We start from the raw sequence: 19,449 nt of genomic DNA on the forward strand, positions 1-19,449 counted from the left end.
CCGAGAGAGGTGGGAGAAGGTGGCCGGTCGCGTGCCGAAGGGGCGTTTTGCGCGGGGAAGCAGGCTCGGCCGGTTGGCGGCAGGACAAGCCGTGCGCGGGGTCGGCACCCGCCTGTCGATGGTGGGGCGAACCGAGCAGGCGCGGCAGGTGCTCGCGGAACGGTCGGCCCTGCAAACCGCGCAGCAGATCGTCACGGTGCTCGGCAGTATGAAGGGCGCGGCGATGAAGCTGGGTCAGATGCTGTCGGTGCTCGACATCGAGATGGTTCCGGAATCGCATCGCGAGCTGTTCCGGGTGAAGCTTGCCGAACTGCGTGATCAGGCGCCCGCGGTTTCCTTCGCGCAGATGCGCACGGTGATCGAAGACGATCTCGGCCCATTGGCGCGAGCCTTCGCCGATTTCGACGAGACACCGATGGCCGCGGCGTCCATCGGCCAGGTCTACCGGGCGAGATTGCACGACGGCCGCGCGGTCGCGGTCAAGGTGCAGTATCCCGGAGTGGATGAGGCCATCGCCGCGGACATGCGCAACCTCGAGTTCTTCAGCAAAATGTGGAAGTCCGTCCTGCCGAGCGCAGCCGACGCCGCCGTGCTCGACGAGATCACCCGCAACCTGGAACGAGAACTGGACTACCCGCGCGAGGCGCGGACCCAGCATCGGGTGGCCGAGCGCTACCGCGACCATCCGTTCATCGTGGTGCCCGACAGCGTCGGAGAACTCTGCACGCGCCACGTTCTGGTGACGGAGCTGGTGGAAGGCAGGCAGTTCCAGCAGATCCGGGAGCTGCCCGAGGCCGAACGTGATCGGATCGGCGAACTCATCTACCGCTTCTATATCAGTTCGCTATTCGCCGACCACGAGTTCTGTGGTGACCCGCATCCCGGCAACATCCTGCTCGCCGACGACGGACGCGTGGGTTTCGTGGACTTCGGTCTCTACAACCGGATGGATCCGGTGCACGTCGACTTCGAGCGCATGTGTCTGCGCTTCGCTGGTGAACAGCGCGCCGATGACCTGTACGCCGCCTGGGTCGGGCGCGGCATCATCGACCCGGACGCCGGCGTCAGCCCACAGGAATGCCTCGAATATGTGTGGGCCGCCGCGGGCTGGCATCTGCTCGACGAGCACATCACCATCACTCCCGAACTCGCCACCGGGGCCGTGGTGCTCGCCGTCGATCCGCGGGCTTCCGAGTTCAAGGGCATGCGTCATCAGCTGCTTCCGCCGGAACATGTGTTCTCCCGCCGGGCCGACCTGTTCACCTATGCCGCGCTCGGGCAGCTCGGGTCGACCAACAATTGGCATCGCATCGCCCGCGAATGGCTCTACGACGAACCGCCCGTCACCGAGATCGGACTCGCCACGGCGCAGTGGCTGAGCCGCTAAGGTGAGCGGGTACTCATTTTCGGCGACAGCGGCAGGGGAGTGCGATGCCCGCGAAAGCAGTTGGTCAGCGTCGACGTCCTAGCCAGGAGCGTGCCAAGGCGACAAGGGAACACATCCTGGACACCGCCGCGCGATTGTTCGGCGAACGCGGTATCGCCAACACCTCCACCAATCGGATCGCCACCGAAGCCGGCCTGAGTATCGGCACCGTCTACCGCTATTTCTCCGACCGCACCGTCATCGTCGAGGAGTTGCTCGGCAGGCTGCTCGAAGACATCGAAAGACGCTTCACGCAGCGGGTATTCGATCTGTCGGAGAACTCGATCGAAAATCTGACCGTCGGCGTGCTCGAGGTGATCACCGAGGAACTCGTCGCCAACGCGGAGCTGGTGCGCGCTCTCGTCGCCGGAGTTCAGTTCTACAACAGTGGAATTCCCGAATTCGAGCCGCGGCTGCGGCTGCTGGTCAAGGTCCTGCTGATCCAAGTGCTCGGCCCCGGAGACGATCACGAGTACGACCTGATGACCTTTGTGGTGCTCAACACCGGTTTCGCGGCTGTGCTGCGTGCGTCGGCCCTCGAAGTGAGTATCGAGGAGCGTCAAGAGGCGATCGCGATGACCGCGCGCATGATCGGCGCCTGGTTCGAGGTCGAAGCGGCAGCGAAGGGGCACGCCCAGACGCGGTTCTCGGGGCTGGGCGGGGCTGGTGCCCGGCAGGTGACTCCGGTTGCCCGGGGCGACGTCAAAAAGTGAGCGGTTGCCTAGGTATCGCTCCTGCGGCATGTCGTTTTCGGCAGCTATTTCACCTATACCGCCTGGTAGATCTTCTGTTTGTGGGCAACCATGCGGAAATGTAAAGAGGAGTGGAAGGTGAGCGCGCGCTCGCATTAGTGTTCGTTGCGTAGTACAGGTGACAGGGAGGTCACACGTGACGATCGAGAACGCGATCCGCCCCGGATGCCAGACTCCTGGCCGGCCGATGTCGCCGCCCGTGCGCGATGTCCGCCGGTTGTCCCGTCGGCTGGTCGATCACCTGGCCAGTTCGGTTCCGCCGTTCACCACGCTGCGGGCGGAGGTGATGGCAGGAGAGGTCTCGGCATTGGTCCGGGTCTGCGTGGAGTGGTCGATTCAACGCATGAACGGCGACACCGAGCCCGCGCCTACCGACCGACTCAACGCCGCGGCGGCGAAATGGGCGAAGGACGGTATCCCTATCGACGCCGTATTGCACGCCGTCCATGCGGGATTCAAAGCCGGCCTCGACTTGCTGTTCGCCCGTACCGACGTGAACGGAAGCGACGACATCGTCGAGGGCACCACCGCCGCACTGGAATTGCTGAATCTGATCACCTCGACGGTCAGCAAGGCCTACGTCCGCGAGCACCGAGCCGATGCCGCCGAACACCACACCGCCGTGCATACGCTCACCTCCGCGCTGCTCGGCGGTCACGCCACCTCGAAGATGGCGCGCGAGTGCGGTATTCAGATCGCCGCCGAGTATTTCGTGCTCGCGGTCTCGTTGCCATCGCATCCCGACGAGAGCCATCCCCGCCTGGATCCACATGTCGTCGCGCGTCGCAAGCTGCGCCGGGTGCAGGCCGCGCTGGCCGACCAATGCGGTGACACCTCGTTGTCGCTGCTGTCGGTCGACGGCGGAACCATCCTGGTTCCGGCCACCTCCTGCGCCGAATCCGAGCTCGACGACATGCTGCGCGCACTGTCGGAGGCCGCGCTGGTGCCGATCCGCGCCACCGTGCTCACCGCCGCCGCCGATGACGTCGCCTCGGCCGCGGACCGCGCCCACGACCTACTCGACACCGTGCACCAGCTCGGCCGAGGTCCTGGCCTGTACCGCTTCGCCGAACTGGCCTTGCACTACCAGCTCACCCGCCCCGGCATCGGCCGCGACATCCTGCACGCCCGCCTCGCACCGCTCGACGATCACCCCGAGCTGATGGAAACCCTGCGCGTGTTCTTCAGCATGGACCTCAACCGTCAGCGCACCGCCCGAATCCTGCACGTGCACCCCAACACCGTCGACTACCGCCTGCGCCGCATCGGCCAGCTCACCGGCCTGGACCTGTCACCGACCGAAGGCCTGTGGTACCTGCGTTCGGCATTGATCGCCCGGGTGAGCGGCGACCGCCAGGACGCGTCGATGGGCGACCGTCAACCGGCCTGAGGGTTCCGGGCTCAGCGCCTCGCCGGCTTCCGTGATGACCGAAGCGCAGCTCCACAATGCCGCCTACCTCGCGTAATGAGGCTCGGTGAATATTGAATCCGACGTCGAACGCGAATACCGTCGAACCGATCGCTTGCATCCGCGACATCGAGGGGCGCCGGGCATGGAAAACCGCAGTTTTCTCCAGGATTGGCGGCGACTGGGCAGCCGCCAGGTCGCCACGAATGGGATCGAGCTGCGGGTGGTCGACCATGGCCAGGGGCCGCCGGTGGTGTTCTGTCACGGGTTTCCCGAGCTGGGTTTCTCCTGGCGGCACCAGGTTTTCGCCCTGGCCGCGGCGGGTTTCCGGACGCTGACTCCGGATATGCGCGGATACGGCGGCAGCTCGCGGCCGGCCCGCATCGAGGACTACGACATCGTGACGTTGTGCGCCGACCTGGTAGGTCTGCTCGATGAGGCGGGACTGGACGAGGCGGTGTTCGTCGGCCACGACTGGGGAGCCTCGGTGGTCTGGCAACTGGCCATGCTGCACCCGGATCGTGTGCGGGCAGTCGCAGGTTTGAGTGTCCCCGCGACCCCGAGGTCCGCGGCGCCGCCACTGTCGATTCTGCGTTCCAGGCTCGGCGACGCCTTCTATATGTGCTGGTTTCAGGAGCCAGGAGTCGCTGACGCCGCACTGGCAGCGGATGTGCGTCGCACCCTGCAACGCGACGGCGTCGTCAGCGCTACCGACCTGGCCTACAGCGAGGATTCGGCCGACGCGGTGCCCGAGTGGCTCGAGGCCGACGAATTCGACTATTACGTAGACACGTTCACCGCGACCGGCTTTACCGGTGGGCTCAACTACTACCGCAACTTGGATCGGAACTGGCACCTCACCGCCGACCTGGCCGGCGCAACGATCGACGTGCCATCGTTGTTCATCGCGGGATCGACGGACCCGGTCATCAGGTTCACGCCCACAACGAAGATGGCTGCGGTATTGACCGATCTTCGGGCCACGATCATCCTCGATGGCGCGGGCCACTGGATTCAGCAGGAGCGCGCCACCGAGGTGGATGCTGCCTTGCTCGAGTTCCTCGGCGGCCTGGACTGAGTGCCGCGAGTGAGTATGGCGTCGCTGTGATGAAGCGTTGCGGGTGCGGTGCGCGATGGGCAGGACTCGATCGCCGAGAGTGAGCTGGACCCTGCGGCGGGGCCGATGCGGGGTGCTGAAGAAGCCGTCTGCTGTGTGTTCGGCAACTGGATGAATTGCCCGGTTCCCAGGGCTGAGAATGCGAAATCGCTGGTCGGCGCAGTGCCTGCGTAGCCTCGAATGCCTGCGGACCGCCCTATGGGGCAGCCCGGTTCGGGGTTGTGCGCGAGGGGGGACTTGAACCCCCACGTCCGTGGACACCAGAACCTAAATCTGGCGCGTCTGCCAATTTCGCCACTCGCGCTGATGGTACGACCGTGCAAACTCTACCGGTCTCGGTGCAGATCGCGAAGCAATGGGCGGGCGTGGCGTACTCGCGAGTAACCCCACCAGCGGTTATAACGATTAGATAACGGCCAATATGAGGGGGACTCATGTTTCACCTAGGCAAACAGCGGGAGGACCTGCGGATTCAAACATGAGGACGAGTCATGTTTCTCGCCCTTCTGGTACGGCCGTACAGAAATACTGAACGGTAGCGGACGGGCGGCGGGGCAAACGTGAGGATTCCCTCATGATTTTGTGCAATCCTCGCCATATCAGGGCCAGTTGGGTGAGGAGTGCCCGCACGAGGACGTGCGGCATCCCCGGACGGCATGTCGCCACGAGAAGGAAGACGAAGCGTCTTGACGATCAACGAGAGCACCACGGCCGGGACCGGATTTCGCGCACATGCGGGTAGGGGCGCATCCGACGGAACGCGATCGCCCTTGCTGGATCGTCTGCTGAACGGAGCGCCCTATGCACTGGCGTTCGGCGGTCAGGGTGCCCAGTGGCTGGGCGAGCTCGAGGAGATCGGCCGCGACGCCGCCCTGGAGCCGGAGCTCACCGCGCTGGTGAACGAGTCGGCGGCCCTGCTCGAGCCCGTTGCCGCACAGTTGCTGGTGGTGCGGCCGGTGGGATTCGACCCGATCGGCTGGATGCTGGAAGACGAGCTGGTCGACGCGGATCAGGGAGAGACCTCCGCGGCGCCCTCGGATCAGGTGCTTCGCTCGGCGACGGTCTCGATGCCCGGTGTCATGCTGACCCAGCTGGCGGCGCTGCGCGCGTTGCGGCTGCAGGGTCTCGACCCGGCCGAGCACGCCCCCGCCGCGATCATCGGACATTCGCAGGGCCGGCTGGCCGCCTCGGCGGTGGAGGCGGGAGGCACCCGCGATGCCGAACTGCTCGCCATCGCCCAGTTGATCGGTGCCGCAGCGGGTCTGGTGGCCCGCCGGCGCGGGCTGATGCCGGTGGGAGACCGCTCGCCGATGGTCGCTGTGTCCAATGTCGATCCCGACGAGCTGCGCGCGGTGGTCGCCGAGGTGTCCGAGGGTGTCGATCCCGCGGTCGCCGCGGTGGTCTCGATCCGCAACGGCCGCAGGCGTGCGGTGCTGTCGGGCACCCCGGCCCAGCTGGAGCGGGTGCGCTTGCGGTGCGAGCAGATCCACGCCGAGCAGACCAGGGAACGTGAGTCGAAGACTCGCGGCGGTGCGGTGTTCGCGCCGGTGTTCGAGGACATCGACGTCGACGTCGCCTTCCACCACCCGGCGCTGGCCGACACCGTCGACCTGGTCGCAGGCTGGGCGGGCCAGTGTGAGCTGGACACCGAGCTCGCGGGCTCGCTGGCCGCGCAGATCCTGGTCGATCCGATCGACTGGGTCGCCACAGTGGATGCGGTCGTTTCCGAAGGCGCGGAATGGATTCTCGATCTCGGCCCCGGTGATCTGCTGTCCCGCGTCACCGGCGGCTCGTTGAAGGGCACCGGCGTCGGCATCGTCGCCGCGGCCACCCGTGCCGGTCAGCGCAGCCTGCTGACCCCGGGTGCGGCACCCGAGGTGGCCCAGCCGTGGTCGGCGTTCGCACCGCGTCCGGTGCGGCTGCCCAACGGCCGGATCGTGGTCGAGACCGCCTTCACCCGGCTGACGGGTCGTTCGCCGGTCCTGCTCGCGGGCATGACCCCGACCACGGTGGACGCGAAGATCGTCGCCGCCGCGGCCAATGCGGGCCACTGGGCCGAGCTGGCCGGCGGTGGCCAGGTCACCGAGCAGATCTTCGCCGACCGGGTCGCCGAGCTGAAGACGCTGCTGCACCCGGGCCGCTCGGTGCAGTTCAACTCGCTGTTCCTGGATCCGTACCTGTGGAAGCTGCAGCTCGGCGGCAAGCGGTTGGTACAGAAGGCTCGCGCGGCGGGCGCTCCGTTCGACGGCGTCGTGGTCACCGCCGGTATCCCCGAGCTCGAGGAAGCCGTCGCGCTGGTCGAGGAACTGACCGAGGCCGGGATCACCCACGTGGCGTTCAAGCCGGGCACCGTCGCCCAGATCCGCGCGGTACTGCGGATCGCCGACGAGGTCCCCGGCTACCCGGTCATCATGCATATCGAGGGCGGCCGGGCCGGCGGGCACCACTCCTGGGAAGACCTGGACGATCTGCTGCTCGAGACCTACTCCGAGCTGCGCGCCCGCGACAACGTGGTGGTCTGCGTCGGTGGCGGTATCGGCACTCCGGAACGGGCCACCGAATACCTCACCGGCGTGTGGTCCGAACAGCACGGCTACCCGGTGATGCCGCTGGACGGCGTGCTGGTCGGCACCGCCGCCATGGCGACCTTGGAGGCCACCACGGCCCCCGAGGTCAAGCAGATGCTGGTCGACACCCCCGGAACCCCGGACTGGGTCGGCGCGGGCACCGCCACCGGCGGTATGGCCTCCGGCCGCAGCCAGCTCGGTGCCGATATCCACGAGATCGACAACGCCGCTTCGCGCACCGGCCGCCTGCTCGACGAGGTCGCCGGTGACGCGGACGCCGTCGCCGAACGTCGCGCGGAGATCATCGCCGCCCTCGACGCCACCGCCAAGCCGTACTTCGGCGACCTGGCCACCATGACCTACGTCGAATGGCTGGAGCGCTACGTCGAACTCGCGGTCGGCCTGGACCGCCGCAAGGACTTCGACTGCGGCAGCGACCTCGGCGAGGCCATCCTCGACGCCACCCGCTCGGTGTGGCTCGACATCACCTGGCGTGACCGTTTCGCGGACATGCTGCGCCGCACCGAATCCCGGCTCAACCCCGCCGACCGCGGCGAGATCCCGACGCTGTTCTCCGACGACGATCTCGAGCACCCCGTCGCGGCGCTGTGCACCCTGCGCAAGCAGTACCCGGCGGTCGCCGACACCCTGCTGCACCCGGCGGACGTGCCGTTCTTCGTCGCGCTGTGCAAGACCCCCGGCAAGCCGGTGAACTTCGTCCCGGTCGTCGACGCCGACGTGCGCCGCTGGTGGCGGTCGGATTCGCTGTGGCAGGCCCACGATCCGCGCTACTCGGCCGATCAGGTGTGCATCATCCCCGGCACGGTGGCCGTCGCCGGTATCACCCGGGTCGATGAGCCGGTCGGCGAGCTGCTCGACCGCTTCGAACAGGACACCGCCTACTCGCTGGTTCGCGCGGGCGTCGTCCCGGCCGCGGTGGATGCGCGCCGCACCGCCGCGGTGACGGCGGGCGCGATCGACGTGGTGCTGGCGGCTCCCGATGTCGAATGGTCCGGCCGCACCACCATCAACCCGGTGCACCGTCTCGGCGCTGTCGCCGACTGGACCGTCGACGGACAGGGCGCCGTGCATCCGCCGACCGGTGCGACGCTGGTCGACACCACGGGACCGGTGGCCGAGAACAGCTACCTCGAACTCACCGTTCCGCTGTACGCGGGCAATGTGGTTCGCATCCGGATCACCGTGCCGGTCTCGGTGTACAACGGCGGCGCGCCGGTTGTCACCGCAGATGACGCGGACGACGCCATGTCCGCGCTGCTCGCGGTGGCCGCCGGGCAGTCGCTGCCGGAAGTGAAGGGCCGCGTCGCGCACGTCAACCTGGCCTGGACCCCCGACCTCATCGCCGACCACGCCGGCGTCACCGGCTCCGGTCTGCCGCGCAACCTCAGCACGCTCGGGCGCACCGTCCCCGACGTCCTGGTCGGCGCCTGCTGGCCCGCCGTGTTCGCGGTGCTCGGCGCCACCCGCACCGAGGCCGCCGAGTCCGTCATCGAGGGCATGCTCGACCTGGTGCATCTCGATCACCGGATCGAGCTGATGCGCGAATTGCCCGCCGACACCAGCATTCTGGTGGTTCGCGCAGAATCGACGTCGGTGCTCGACACCGATATGGGCCGGGTCGTGGAGGTCGAGGTCGTCGTCGGTGAGATGCGCGATCAGGGCCTCGACGTGGTCCCGCTGGCCCGGCTGAACGAGCGTTTCGCCATCCGTGGCCGCAACGGCTCTGGTGAGCTGGCCGATCCGCCGCGCGCGGGCGGCTCGCTGTCCGCGGGCGCCGCCGATACACCGCGACGTCGTCGTCGCGATGTCACCATCGTCGCGCCGCGCACCATGGCTGCCTTCGCCGCGGTTTCCGGTGATCACAACCCGATCCACACCAGTGATGCCGCCGCCAAACTGGCCGGCCTCGGCAGCCCGATCGTGCACGGGATGTGGCTGTCGGCCGCGGCCCAGCACGCGGTGTCTGCGCTGGATCCGCAGAGCTCGGTGCCCGCGCGCACGCTGACCGCGTGGACCACACGGTTCCTCGGTATGGTGCGTCCCGGCGCCGAGATCGATGTGCGCGTCGAGCGCGTCGCGGTCGATCAGGGCAGCGAGATCGTCGAGGTGTCCTGCCGTACCGGTGGTGATCTGGTGATGACGGCGACCGGACGGACCGCGGCCCCCAAGACCGTCTACGCCTTCCCCGGTCAGGGCATTCAGCGCAAGGGCATGGGCCTGGACGCGCGCTCGCGGTCCAAGGCAGCCAAGCAGATCTGGGACCGCGCCGACAAGCACACCCGCGCGGCGCTCGGCTTCTCCATCCTCGCCGTCGTCCGCGACAACCCCACCTACCTCAAGGCGCGTGGTGTCGAGCACCGGCACCCGGACGGCGTACTGCACCTGACCCAGTTCACCCAGGTCGCGATGGCCACCCTCGGGGTGGCGCAGGTGGCCGAGCTGCGTGAGGCCGGCGCCTTCGTCGAAGGTGCGCTGCTGGCGGGCCATTCGGTCGGCGAGTACAACGCGCTCGCCGCGGTCGCCGGTGTGCTGCCGCTGGAGGCGGTGCTCGAGGTGGTGTTCCAGCGTGGTTCGGCCATGCACGAGCTGGTGCCGCGTGATGCCAAGGGCCGCAGCGACTACCGGATGGCCGCGATCCGCCCGTCGCAGTTCGGGCTGCCCGACGACGAGGTCATCGGCTTCGTCTCCGGCCTGTCCGAGCAGATCGGCGAATACCTCGAGGTGGTCAACCTCAACCTGCGCGGTGCGCAGTACGCGATCGCGGGCACGGTGGCCGGTCTCGAGCATCTGGAGACCGAGATCGACCGCCGTCGCGCCGAATTCGGCGGTAAGCGCGCGTTCATCCTGGTGCCCGGCATCGATGTGCCGTTCCATTCGACTGTGCTGCGGGAGGGGGTGCCGGAGTTCCGGCACAAGCTCGAACAGCTGCTGCCCCAGGATCTGCACCCTGAGGTCCTGGTCGGGCGCTACATCCCGAACCTGGTGCCACGGCCGTTCTCGCTGGAGCGCGAGTTCATCACCGAGATCGCCGAGCTGGTGCCGTCCGAGCCGCTGGCCGCGGTACTCGCCGACTTCGACTCCTGGGCACAGCGGCCCGCCGAGCTGTGCCGTGTGGTGCTGATCGAGCTGCTGGCCTGGCAGTTCGCCAGCCCGGTGCGCTGGATCGAGACCCAGGACCTGCTGTTCACCGATACCGCGCACGGCGGGCTCGGGGTGGAGCGCTTCGTCGAGATCGGTCTCGGTGCGACGCCGACGGTGGCGAACCTGGCGAGCCAGACCCTGAAGCTGCCCACCTTCGGCACCACCACGGTCGAGGTGCTCAATATCGAGCGCGAGTCCGGTGTCGTGTACTCCACCGACACCGATCCGGCACCGGTCGACGAGCCCGAAGAGGCGCCCGCCGAGACTGCCGCCGCCGCACCGGCCGCAGCCGCCGCGCCTGCGCCGGTTGCCGCACCGGCTGCCTCGGGTGGCCCGCGTCCCGACGACATCGTGTTCTCCGCCGCCGACGCCACCCGCGTGCTCATCGCACTGTGGACCAAGCTGCGCATCGACCAGATCGGCCCGGTCGACACCATCGAAGGCCTGTGCGACGGCGTCTCCTCTCGCCGTAACCAGCTGCTGGTCGACCTCGGCGCGGAGCTGTCGCTCGGCGCCATCGACGGTGCAGCGGACGCGGATATGGGTGCTCTCTCGGCGACCGTCGAACGGCTCGCCCGCACCTACAAGCCGTTCGGCTCGGTGCTGTCGGACTCCATCGGCGATCACCTGCGCAAGGTGTTCGGCCCCTCCGGCAAGCGGCCCGCCGCGATCGCCGAGCGGGTCAAGAAGGTATGGGAACTCGGTGACGGCTGGGCCAGCCATGTCACCGCCGAGGTGTCGCTCGGCACCCGCGAGGGCGCGAGCGTGCGCGGCGGTGATCTGGGCGGGCTCGTCTCCGGTGCCCTGGGTGACGCCGCCTCGGTCGACGCCGCCATCGACGCCGCCGTGCAGTCCGTGGCCGCCCGTCGCGGCATCTCGGTCGCGTTGCCCGCCGCCGGTGGTGGCGGTGGCGCGACGGTGGACGCCGCCGCGCTCGGTGAGTTCACCGAGCAGATCACCGGCCGCGACGGCGTGCTCGCCTCGGCCGCGCGCCTTGTCCTCGAGCAGCTGGGTCTCAGCGAGGAAGTCTCCGCCCCGGAGACCACCGATGACGGTCTGGTCGACCTGGTGTCGGCCGAACTGGGTTCGGATTGGCCGCGACTGGTCGCTCCCGCGTTCGATGCCCGCAAGGCGGTGCTGATCGACGACCGCTGGGCCACCGCGCGCGAGGATCTGGCCCGGCTGTGGCTGGCCGACGACGCCGATACCGCGCAGCAGTCCGTCGCGGGCTTCACCGGCGCGGGCGAAGCCGTTGCCGCCCAGGCCGGTTGGTGGCGCCAGCGTGCCATGCACGAAGCCCGCTCGGTGCTGGCCGGCCACTACGGCAGGATCGCCGAGGCCGCGCTGAGTACCGAGGAACCCGGCATGTGGTCCGCCGATGTCGCCGTGGTCACCGGCGCCAGCAAGGGGTCCATCGCCGCCGCCGTCACCGGACGGCTGCTCGGTGGCGGTGCCACCGTCGTGGTCACCACCTCTTCCCTCGACGACAAGCGCCTGGCCTTCTACCGCGGGCTCTACCGCGATAACGCCCGCAACGGCGCCGCGCTCTGGGTCGTTCCGGCGAATATGGCCTCCTACACCGATCTCGACGCGCTGATCGAATGGGTCGGCACCGAACAGGTCGACAACGCCGGTGGCGCCAAGATCAAGACCAAGGACGCGCTGACCCCGACCCTGTTGTTCCCGTTCGCGGCGCCGCGGGTGGCAGGTGACCTGTCCGACGCCGGTGCCCGCGCCGAAATGGAGATGCGGGTTCTGCTCTGGTCGGTCGAGCGGCTGATCGGCGGACTGTCCAAGCTCGGCGCCGACCACGATGTCGACGCCACCCTGCATGTGGTGCTGCCGGGTTCGCCCAACCGCGGCCTGTTCGGCGGTGACGGCGCCTACGGCGAGGCGAAAGCCGCGCTGGACGCCGTTGTCGCCAAGTGGCGGGCCGAGAAGTCGTGGTCGACCCGGGTCACCCTGGTGCACGCGCTGATCGGCTGGGTGCGCGGCACCGGGCTGATGGGTCATAACGACCCGATGGTCGAGGCCGTGGAGCTGGCGGGCGTGCAGACCTGGTCCACCGATGAGATGGCCGATGAGCTGCTCAAGTGGGCCACCGGACGGGCCCGCGCGGTCACCGCGGACGGCCCGCAGCAGATCGACCTGACCGGCGGCCTGGCCGCCGCCAAGCTCGATCTGCCCGCACTGGCCAAGCAGGCACAGGAGGCCGAGGAAGCCGCCGCCGCTGCCGAGTCGGACGCCGACGAGGCCCAGCTGATCCCCGCCCTGCCCGCGCCGCCGACGCTGACCTCGGCGCTTCCGGTGCCCGAATGGGGCCGGGTCACCGCCGATCTCACCGATATGGTCGTGATCGTCGGCGCCGGTGAGCTCGGACCGTACGGTTCCGCGCGCACCCGCTTCGAGATGGAGGTCTCCGACGAACTGTCGGCGGCGGGCGTGCTGGAACTCGCCTGGACCACCGGCATGGTGGCCTGGGAGAACGATCCAAAGCCCGGCTGGTACGACGCCGAATCCGGTGATTACGTCCCCGAATCGGAGCTGGCCGAGCGGTATCACGACGCGGTGGTCGCGCGCTGCGGTATCCGCCGCTACGAAGACGACGGCGCCATGGTCGACAACGCAGGCCCACTGATGACCTCGGTGTTCCTCGACAAGGACCTGTCGTTCACCGTCGGCAGTGAGGCCGAGGCCCGCGCCTTCCACGCCGCCGACCCCGAGCACACGGTGATCACTCCGGTCGCCGAGTCCGGCGACTGGACCGTGACCCGTCAGGCGGGCACCGAGATCCGGGTGCCGCGCAAGGCGAAGCTCTCGCGCACCGTCGGCGGCCAGATCCCCACCGGCTGGGATCCCACCGTCTGGGGCATCTCCGCGGATATGGCGTCCTCGGTGGACCGGGTGGCGCTGTGGAACATCGCCTGCACGGTCGACGCGTTCGTCGGCTCCGGGTTCAGCCCGGCCGAGCTGATGAGCTGGGTGCATCCGAGCCTGGTGGCCAACACCCAGGGCACCGGCATGGGCGGTATGTCCTCGATGCGCTCGCTCTACGTCGACAACCTGCTCGGCGAGCCGCGCCCGAACGACATCCTGCAGGAAGCACTGCCGAACGTGGCGCTGGCGCATGTGGTGCAGTCCTACGTCGGTAGCTACGGCGCGATGGTGCACCCGGTGGCGGCGTGCGCGACCGCCGCGGTCTCGGTGGAGGAAGGCGTCGACAAGATCCGGCTCGGCAAGGCCGAGGTCGTGGTGGCAGGCGGGTTCGACGATCTCGGAATCGAGGGCATCGTCGGCTTCGGTGACATGTCGGCCACCGCCGACTCGGCGGCCATGAGTGCCAAGGGCATCAGCGACCGGTACTTCTCCCGCGCCAACGATCGCCGCCGCGGCGGGTTCGTCGAATCGCAGGGCGGTGGCACCGTGCTGCTGGCCCGTGGTGATGTCGCGGTGGAACTGGGTCTGCCGGTGCTCGGTGTGGTGGCCTACGCACAGTCGTTCGCCGATGGTGTGCACACCTCCATCCCTGCGCCCGGGCTCGGCGCGCTGGGTGCGGGCCGGGGCGGCCGGGAATCCCGGTTCGCCGCGGAACTGCGCAAGCTCGGCGTCGGCGCCGATGACATCGCGGTGATCTCCAAGCACGACACCTCCACCGCGGCCAATGATCCGAACGAGTCGGAACTGCACGAACGCCTCGCCGGCGCGATCGGGCGCTCCGAGGGCGCTCCGCTGTTCGTCGTCTCGCAGAAGAGCCTGACCGGGCACGCCAAGGGCGGTGCGGCCGCGTTCCAGCTGATCGGCCTGTGCCAGGTGCTGGAAAACGGTGTGGTGCCGCCGAACCGGAGCCTGGACTGCGTCGACGAGAAGATGCGCGAGTACCCGCACCTGGTGTGGGCGCGTGAGGCGCTGCGCTTCGGCGACCGGTTCGCGCTCAAGGCGGGTCTGGTGACCTCGCTCGGGTTCGGGCACGTGTCCGGGCTGCTCGCGGTGGTGCATCCCGAGGCGTTCGTCCAGGCGATCGACCCGGACAAGCGCGAGGACTACCAGCGCAGGGCCGAGCAGCGTCAGCTGGCCGGACGTCAGCGGATCGTCGAGGCCATGTGCGGTGGGGCCCCGCTCTACGAGCGGCCCGCCGACCGTCGCCTCGGCGGCGACGGCACACCCGCGGCGCAGGTGCGCGGACTCGAGGCGGGCATGTTGCTCTCGGGTGAGGCGAGGCTGGGTGCCGACGGTGTGTACCGGATCGGTGGACGTGGTTGCGAGACCGGGCAACTCGTTGCCGACGGTTCCGACACCGCCGGACAAGCCACACCGTAGGCTGCGCGACTGTGACCATCCTCGGAATCGGCTTGGACCTGGTAACCATCTCCGAGTTCGCCGAACAGCTGCAAAAGTCCGGGACGACGATGCTCAGGGAGAGCTTCACCGCAGGTGAGCGGCGGTACTGCCAGAGCAAGGGCACCGACCCTGCGCGCAGCTACGCGGCGCGATGGGCGGCGAAGGAGGCGGTGCTCAAGGCGTGGGCATCGTCTCGCTTCGCGCGCCGCCCGCAGATCGGGGACAACCCGTATCCGCTGATCGAGGTCGTCAACGACGCCTGGGGCAGGCCGAGCATCAAGCTGCACGGCCTGGCTGCGGAGTTCCTGCCCCGGGCGCGGGTGCACCTTTCGCTCACCCATGACGGTGATACCGCCGCGGCGATGGTGGTGTTGGAGGATCCGGGTGAGCTGGCCGATCTGATCGCGGGCCGGGTGCCCGAGAGCTGATCGATGCGCATGGCGCGCGTTCGGGCGTCGGTCCGCAAGGACTGTCACCGGATGCGCGCCTTTCGCATGTCCGCAGCTGTGCGAGATCCCGCGAGGCCGGTCCGGGCAAGCGCGGTCGGCATCGGCCGGTGTCGATGCCGCGGCCGAGCTCCCGCGCGGGCAGCTTCGACGCCGGTTCAGGTCTTGCTGGCTGTGCGCGATTCTTTCTCGGCCACGAGTAGATAGGCGACCATCAACCGCTTGAGTTCGGCGACGGCGTCGGCATGGCTCTGCTCGTCCTGGACCGAGAAGTTGAGCATCGAGTAGACCACGTGCACCAGGACCTCGGCCATCATCGTGCGCCGTGCCCGCGGCGTGCGCGGGGTCAACGGGCGCAGCATCTGCGAGACGACCTCGGCGAACTGCTTCTCGTGGATGGCGCCGGTGGCCCGGGTGGACGGGGTGGACTGCATCGCCAGCCACACCTCGCGGCGCGACGGGTCGGTCATCCACAGGCCGGCCATGTGGTCGACGAACTGGTTCATATGCCGCAGCCAGTCCAGCGAGGGGACCTCGCCGTGGAAGTCGGCCAGCTCCTGGGAAACCGCGACCAGGTCTTGCCGATTCAGCTCGCAGACGATGACGTACTTGTTGGCGAAGAACTGATACAGCGTGCCGATCGGCACCTCGGCCCTGGCGGCCACCTCTTCACAGGTGAACGATTCGAACCCCACCTCGACGAGCAGTTCGCGCGAGGCCTGCAGCAGTGCGTCGAACTTGCGTTTGCTGCGCTCCTGAGTGGGGCGCTTGCGCGGCATGAGCTCCTGCGGGTCGTCCTGCAGATCCAACGCAGGGTCCAGGCGTCGTTTCGACCTGGCCTCCGTGCGTACGTCCACTCATCCAGGCTAGCGGTACCGGCCGGTCCGCGGCACACGGCCGCTGTTCCCGGTGGCCGAAACTGGTATTTGTCACCACCCATCCGTCCCGCCTGTGGTATCGAACACATACCAAGGGCACGTGCCTTCGGCGTGTGTTCAGGGCAGGGATCCAGGGGAAATGCAGGGAAATCTCTCCAGGCTCACGGATTTCGGCGAGTCCGTGAGCCGGTGGCGGCACAGGGAAGGCGTGAACTGTGGTAGCTCGGTCCGAATCAGCTCGATCTGTCATTACTCTCGGCGTGTCCACCGAGCGTGGTGCGGTCCACGCGGTGGCCATCGGCGACGAAGGCGCGAAACTGTCCGACCGGGTGCTGCTGCACCGGGTCGCCGCGGCGGAAAGCGATGGGAAAGCCGAGCTGGCCGAGACCGTCGCACGGGCGTTGGATCGGATCGCTGCCGAGATCGGCTCGTCCCGAGAGATCGCTGGAGTCGCGGTGGCCTACCGCGATGCCGCCGAGCGCCGCGCGATCGTCACCCGGCTGGCATCGGGGCCGTGGCGCAGCGCCTCGCTGGTCTCCACCAAGTCCGCGCATCTGAGTGTGGCCGGTGCGATGACCTGGCTCGACGAGTTCGACAATCTGCTGATCTGTGAGGTCGTGCCGGGGTATCAGGCCTTCACCCTGGTGGATCGGGGGCGCAGCCGGGTGCTCGCGGCGACGGGTCATTCCGGGGCGGCGGTCACGATGGAGACCATGCGCGCGGCGGTTACGGTGGCGCGCGATCAGCTCGACGCCGCCGAGGTCCGGCCCGATGCGGTGGTACTGATCGGCTCGGGTGCCGACCAGCCCGCCGTCACCGGCGCGGTCGCCGGATTCGGTGCGCCCGTCATCCCGTGCATGATCGCCGGATCCGCGCCCGCCATCGGTGCCGCGTTGTTCGCCATGGACGATCTGGTCGATGTCGTGGTCCCGATCGAGCAGGCCCGCCGCCAGCGCGGTGGCGGCGTCGCTCTGGTCGCCGCCGCCGGTGTCCTGGCCAGCGGCCTGGCCGGTGGCGGGATGTATCTGCTCGCTCAGCAGGGCAGGCACTCCGGTCCAGCTGCCGCCGACGCGATGTCGGCCGCGAACTCGCACACCGTCGACGCCCACGGCACCGATGTCGCAAGCCCAGGCGCACCGGCGAACCCACCGCATGCCCCGGTGCGGGCTCCCGAACCCATGGCTTTCCAACCGGGTTCGGCGACGATGGTTCCGGAGACCGAAAGCCTGCACACCACACCCCGCCCGCAGTTCGCGGCCCCGCACTGGAATTCGTGGCCCGAACAGGACGGCGTCCCCTTGGTTGCGGCGGAGCCGGAAACCGCCCCCGCCACGTGGGATCCGAGCCGCAATTCGATCCTGCCGGAACCTGAGGTGAAGGTCGGCGCACCGCACGGATTCCTGTTCCCGGGTGAAGCCCCGCCGCCACCGGCCTTCACCGCCGAGTCCTACGCCTGGTGGACTGAGCATGTGCGCATGCTCGCCCAGTGGGCCGCCGAGCAGGTGTTGCCGAGCTGACCGGCGGCGGCGCATCTGCTCAGTTCATGGTGCGGCGCCGGAACAGCACGCGCGCCGAGAAATAACCGGCCAGCGCGATCACCGCACACCAGATGATCGCCAGCACCGCACTGTTACCGATCGGGGTGCCCATCAGCAGCCCGCGCATCGTCTCGATCACCGGCGTCACCGGCTGGTGCTCGGCGAACGGATGCAACCAGCTCGGCATCGACTCGGTCGGCACGAATGCGCTACTCACGTACGGCAAGAACATGAACGCGAAGGTGAAACCGTTGGCAGCCTCCGGGTTGCGAGCCAGCAGGCCCAGCGCCGCCGCGACCCAGGACAAGGCCAGCACGAACATCGCGATCACCGCGATCGCACCGAGCCAGCGCAGTGGATCGGCGGTGGGGCGGAACCCCAGCACGACCGCGACACCGATGACGATGCCGGTGGTGATGAGATTGCGGATCACGCTCTCGGCGACATGACCGGTGAGCACCGCGGATCGGGCGATGTCCATGGTGCGGAAGCGGTCGATGATGCCGTTGTGCATATCGGTGGCGAGGGCGGGCGCCGTCATCGCGGCACCGAATCCCGCGCACAGCAGGATGATTCCTGGCACCACGTAGTCGATGTAGGAGCCGGGACCCACATCCATCGCACCGCCGAAGACGTAGACGAACATCAGCAGGATCATCACCGGCAGCGCGATCGTCATGATCATGGTGTCCGGACTGCGCAGGGTATGGCGAATATTGCGATCCAGCATGGTGCCGGAATCGACGGCGGCGCGCAGAGTGCGTGCGGCGGGGGACAGGGTGGTCATCGTCATCTCGTTTCGGTGTGAGCTGTCAGGCAGCGGATTCGGCGTGGGTGGGGTGGCCGGTCAAGGCGAAGAAGACATCGTCGAGATCCGGCAGGTGCACGGTCAGCTGATCGACGGCGATATCGAGATCGTCGAACCGGTTCAGCAGCCGCTTCACATCGCCGGCATTGCCATCCGAGGGCACCTGCAAGGTCAACTGCTCGATATCGACCATCGCGTGGTCGCCCGAGGCCACGACCCGGTCGTCGATGGCGCGAGCGGCCGCGGTGAGCAGGTCGCGGTCGGCGAAACGCAACCGGATATGACCGCCGGGAGCCAGCTGTTTGAGTTCGTCGGGGGTGCCGTCGGCGACCAGCTTGCCGCCGTCGAGCACGGCGACCCGGTCGGCGAGTTGATTGGCCTCCTCCAGATATTGCGTGGTCAGGAAGATGGTGGTGCCATCGGCGGCCAGCCGCTGGATGACCTGCCACAGATCGCGTCGGCTGCGCGGGTCGAGACCGGTGGTCGGTTCGTCGAGGAACAGGATGCGCGGCTCGCCCATCAGGCTCATGGCCAGATCGAGGCGGCGGCGCATGCCACCGGAATAGGTCCCTGCGCGGCGGCCGGCCGCTTCGGTCAGGTCGAATCGTTCCAGCAGTTCGGCGGTGCGGCGTCGAGTTTCGGTACGGCCCAGGTGCAGCAGTTTGCCGGTGAGGTGGAGGTTCTCCACGCCGGTCAATACCTCGTCGACCGCCGAATACTGGCCGGTGACGCCGATGAGACGGCGCACGATCTCCGGTTCGTCGACCACATCGTGCCCGAAGACGCAGGCCACGCCCTGATCCGGGGCACTGAGGGTGGCGAGGATGCGCACGAGTGTGGTCTTTCCCGCGCCGTTGGGGCCGAGCAGCGAAAACACTGTTCCCGCGGCGATGTTCAGGTCGATGCCGTCGAGCACCACATGATCGCCGAACGACTTGCCGAGGTGATGGAGCGAGAGTGCGGGTGGGAGGTGGGGAGTCATCGGATCTCCGATCGAAACTGTTTATGG

The 19,449-nt window shown here is 68.3% G+C and carries 10 protein-coding genes and 1 tRNA gene; 7 read left to right on the forward strand and 4 right to left on the reverse strand.

Translation table 11 applies throughout. From position 1 onward, the window contains the following. Nucleotides 1-19 precede the first annotated feature (19 nt). The 4 genes from ACFXNW_RS19795 (at nucleotide 20) to ACFXNW_RS19810 (ending at nucleotide 4,664) form a co-directional block, all read left to right on the forward strand. Complete coding sequence (locus ACFXNW_RS19795; protein ID WP_379419184.1) at nucleotides 20-1,387, forward strand: ABC1 kinase family protein; 1,368 nt, start codon at nucleotides 20-22, stop codon at nucleotides 1,385-1,387. Nucleotides 1,388-1,431: 44 nt separating this feature from the next. Further along, nucleotides 1,432-2,139 (forward strand): TetR/AcrR family transcriptional regulator, encoded by a 708-nt coding sequence (locus ACFXNW_RS19800; RefSeq protein ID WP_379419185.1) that lies wholly within the window; start codon nucleotides 1,432-1,434, stop codon nucleotides 2,137-2,139. Between the two features lie 175 nt (nucleotides 2,140-2,314). Then, on the forward strand, nucleotides 2,315-3,568 hold the full coding sequence (locus ACFXNW_RS19805) for a PucR family transcriptional regulator (RefSeq protein WP_379419186.1): 1,254 nt from the start codon (nucleotides 2,315-2,317) through the stop codon (nucleotides 3,566-3,568). A gap of 163 nt (nucleotides 3,569-3,731) precedes the next feature. After that, entirely contained in the window at nucleotides 3,732-4,664 is a 933-nt protein-coding gene (locus ACFXNW_RS19810; protein WP_379419187.1) for an alpha/beta fold hydrolase, read from the forward strand. Between the two features lie 261 nt (nucleotides 4,665-4,925). On the opposite strand, the gene ACFXNW_RS19815 is transcribed toward ACFXNW_RS19810, so the two are convergent. Further along, a tRNA-Leu gene (locus ACFXNW_RS19815) sits at nucleotides 4,926-5,007 on the reverse strand. Between the two features lie 382 nt (nucleotides 5,008-5,389). Here ACFXNW_RS19815 and ACFXNW_RS19820 point away from each other — a divergent pair. Both ACFXNW_RS19820 and ACFXNW_RS19825 read left to right on the forward strand, forming a co-directional pair. Then, nucleotides 5,390-14,749, forward strand: a complete 9,360-nt coding sequence (locus tag ACFXNW_RS19820) for a fatty acid synthase subunit beta domain-containing protein (protein WP_379419188.1) — start codon at nucleotides 5,390-5,392, stop codon at nucleotides 14,747-14,749. Nucleotides 14,750-14,760: 11 nt separating this feature from the next. Beyond that, on the forward strand, nucleotides 14,761-15,198 hold the full coding sequence (locus ACFXNW_RS19825; protein ID WP_379419189.1) for a holo-ACP synthase: 438 nt from the start codon (nucleotides 14,761-14,763) through the stop codon (nucleotides 15,196-15,198). Between the two features lie 176 nt (nucleotides 15,199-15,374). Here the strand turns inward: ACFXNW_RS19825 and ACFXNW_RS19830 are convergent, their stop codons facing one another. Then, nucleotides 15,375-15,995, reverse strand: coding sequence for a TetR family transcriptional regulator (locus ACFXNW_RS19830; RefSeq protein ID WP_379419455.1), 621 nt, complete (start codon nucleotides 15,993-15,995; stop codon nucleotides 15,375-15,377). A 359-nt stretch (nucleotides 15,996-16,354) separates the two neighbouring features. On the opposite strand from ACFXNW_RS19830, the gene ACFXNW_RS19835 reads away from it, so the two are divergent. After that, nucleotides 16,355-17,611, forward strand: a complete 1,257-nt coding sequence (locus ACFXNW_RS19835; protein ID WP_379419190.1) for a hypothetical protein — start codon at nucleotides 16,355-16,357, stop codon at nucleotides 17,609-17,611. 19 nt (nucleotides 17,612-17,630) lie between these two features. Here the strand turns inward: ACFXNW_RS19835 and ACFXNW_RS19840 are convergent, their stop codons facing one another. Next, nucleotides 17,631-18,419 carry an ABC transporter permease gene (locus ACFXNW_RS19840; protein ID WP_379419191.1) on the reverse strand — a complete coding sequence of 263 codons (789 nt, stop codon included), beginning with the start codon at nucleotides 18,417-18,419 and terminating at the stop codon, nucleotides 17,631-17,633. A gap of 25 nt (nucleotides 18,420-18,444) precedes the next feature. Next, nucleotides 18,445-19,422, reverse strand: coding sequence for an ATP-binding cassette domain-containing protein (locus ACFXNW_RS19845; protein WP_379419192.1), 978 nt, complete (start codon nucleotides 19,420-19,422; stop codon nucleotides 18,445-18,447). Between the last annotated feature and the right edge of the window lie 27 nt (nucleotides 19,423-19,449).

It is taken from the genome of Nocardia sp. NPDC059180, assembly GCF_042754945.1.
GTDB lineage: Bacteria > Actinomycetota > Actinomycetes > Mycobacteriales > Mycobacteriaceae > Nocardia.